Origin of the sequence: Oceaniovalibus sp. ACAM 378 (assembly GCF_008085915.1) — a bacterium.
Taxonomy (GTDB): Bacteria; Pseudomonadota; Alphaproteobacteria; order Rhodobacterales; family Rhodobacteraceae; genus Oceaniglobus.
Genome location: NZ_VSJK01000065.1, coordinates 1 through 1,687 on the forward strand (window position 1 = coordinate 1; position 1,687 = coordinate 1,687).

The window sequence follows — 1,687 nt, forward strand, 5'->3', positions numbered from 1 at the left end:
TCCGCCGCGCACAGACCATGCCGGGCGTAGGCCCTGTAACGGCTCTTGCGATCGAGACGTTTGCACCTGACCTGGCCACCTTCAAACGCGGTCGCGATTTTGCTGCGTGGCTTGGGCTCGTGCCTAATACTACAGTTGCGCATAGTGGCGGATTTTCCGATGAGCGATGGCCGCCCGGAGTTGGTGCTGTCTTCGCCATCGTGACCAATCGAGAACAAACGCGACTGACAGGACCCTCTGCGGCATGAGTCGCGTGATCAGATGGAGGATTTCTGGTGTGGTCAGTGTTTGCGCGAGACGGGCGATCATGCTGCTTCCGCTTGGGGGCGCGGACTCGTTTCGTTCTGTTTTCTGAATGCCTTGCGGCGCTGATTGGCGGCGATCCTGGCCAGGAATGCAGCCGCAGCCATCACAAGACTCATGTGCCGGTGCCAGCCGTGCCAGGAGCGCGCCTCGCAGTGATCCAGTCCGAGATCGTCCTTGGCGCGCAGAAAGCATTCTTCGATGGTCCATCGCAATCCAGCCGCCGCGGCGAGATCAGCCAGTGCCGTCTCCGAGCGTGCATAGGCAAAATAATAGGCGATGGTTCTGGGGTTGCGCAGGCTCCGGCGGGCTAAAAGCCAGCGGGAAAACCCTTGCCCAGCCTGATACTTGAGGGGAACCCAGGCCCAATCGTAGAGCCGCGGCCCCTTGGCGCCTTCGCCCGCGCTGAGAGGTTGCCAAGCCTCGGGTGGCAGCTCGGCAATCATCGACGCGGGATCGGTCTGGACCAGCGCCCACTCCTGCAGAAATCGCAACGTATGGTTCGAGCGCACCGCCAACACATAGGGCTGTCCGCGATCCTCCAGCATGCGCCGAAACCGGTGATCCGAGCCGTAGACCGCATCGGCCAGGACAAAGGCGCAGGGCGTGCCCTTGTCCAGCAGGCGCGCAATCATCTCGCGGGCCATGGCAGGTTTTGTGGCAAACTCAACGCTTTCGGGTACATGTGCCTTGGCCCGCCGCTCCGGATCGTTGGCCCATGACTTGGGAAGATACAGCCGCCGGTCGATCAACGCGTGGCCATAGCGGCTGGCATAGGCCGCGAATACGCCGATCTGGCTGTTCTCGATCCGCCCGGCTGTCCCGGAATACTGCCGAGCGACACCGGCGGAATGGGTGCCTTTCTTCAGGAACCCGGTCTCGTCGATGACCAGCACACCATCAGGATCCCCAAGCGCATCAACGGCATAGCGCCGCACCCGATCACACAATTCGTCCGCCGACCAGCTTGATCGCCCAAGCAACGACTGCATCCGATAAGGTCTTGCCAGACCGGCTTCTTCTGCCAGCATCCAGCCCGTTTTGCGCTCAACGCCTGACAAAAGCCCATCGACGAACGCCCCGGCGGACGCGCGCTGCTCAGACCGCTTGAAAGCAGGGGCGATGAACGCCTTCATACCCTCAAGCGCATGGCGCCAATCCGCAATACTGCCCGCCCAATCCGAAACTGACATGACCCAACCCCCCCAATCTCGTGGAGAAGTGAATCAGAAAGTTCCATCATGCGCAACTGTAGTACTAAGCAGCACTCGACAGGCGGCAAGGCCCGGCTCGGGAAGACGTCGAAGATGGGACAGCGCGACATACGCACCCTTCTGGTCTCTGGAGCCATGGCAGTTCTTCAGGCTGTCGAGCGGTTCGACAC

Annotated in this window: 1 protein-coding gene and 2 pseudogenes; 2 read left to right on the top strand and 1 reads right to left on the bottom strand. The window is 61.5% G+C overall.

Features of this window, described 5'->3' with window-relative positions:
* Positions 1 to 152: pseudogene (locus FQ320_RS27025) on the top strand (transposase); the annotation flags it as partial.
* Between the two features lie 153 nt (positions 153 to 305).
* On the opposite strand, the gene FQ320_RS25135 reads toward FQ320_RS27025, so the two are convergent.
* On the bottom strand, positions 306 to 1,496 hold the full coding sequence (locus FQ320_RS25135) for an IS701 family transposase (protein ID WP_370513109.1): 1,191 nt from the start codon (positions 1,494 to 1,496) through the stop codon (positions 306 to 308).
* Positions 1,497 to 1,562: 66 nt separating this feature from the next.
* Between FQ320_RS25135 and FQ320_RS25140 the strand changes: the two are divergent.
* A pseudogene (locus tag FQ320_RS25140) lies at positions 1,563 to 1,687 on the top strand (transposase); the annotation flags it as partial.

Coding starts and splice junctions, on each gene's coding strand:
- FQ320_RS25135 (WP_370513109.1), bottom strand. CDS start 1,496: ATGTCAGTTTCGGATTGGGCGGGCAGTATTGCGGATTGGCGCCATGCG.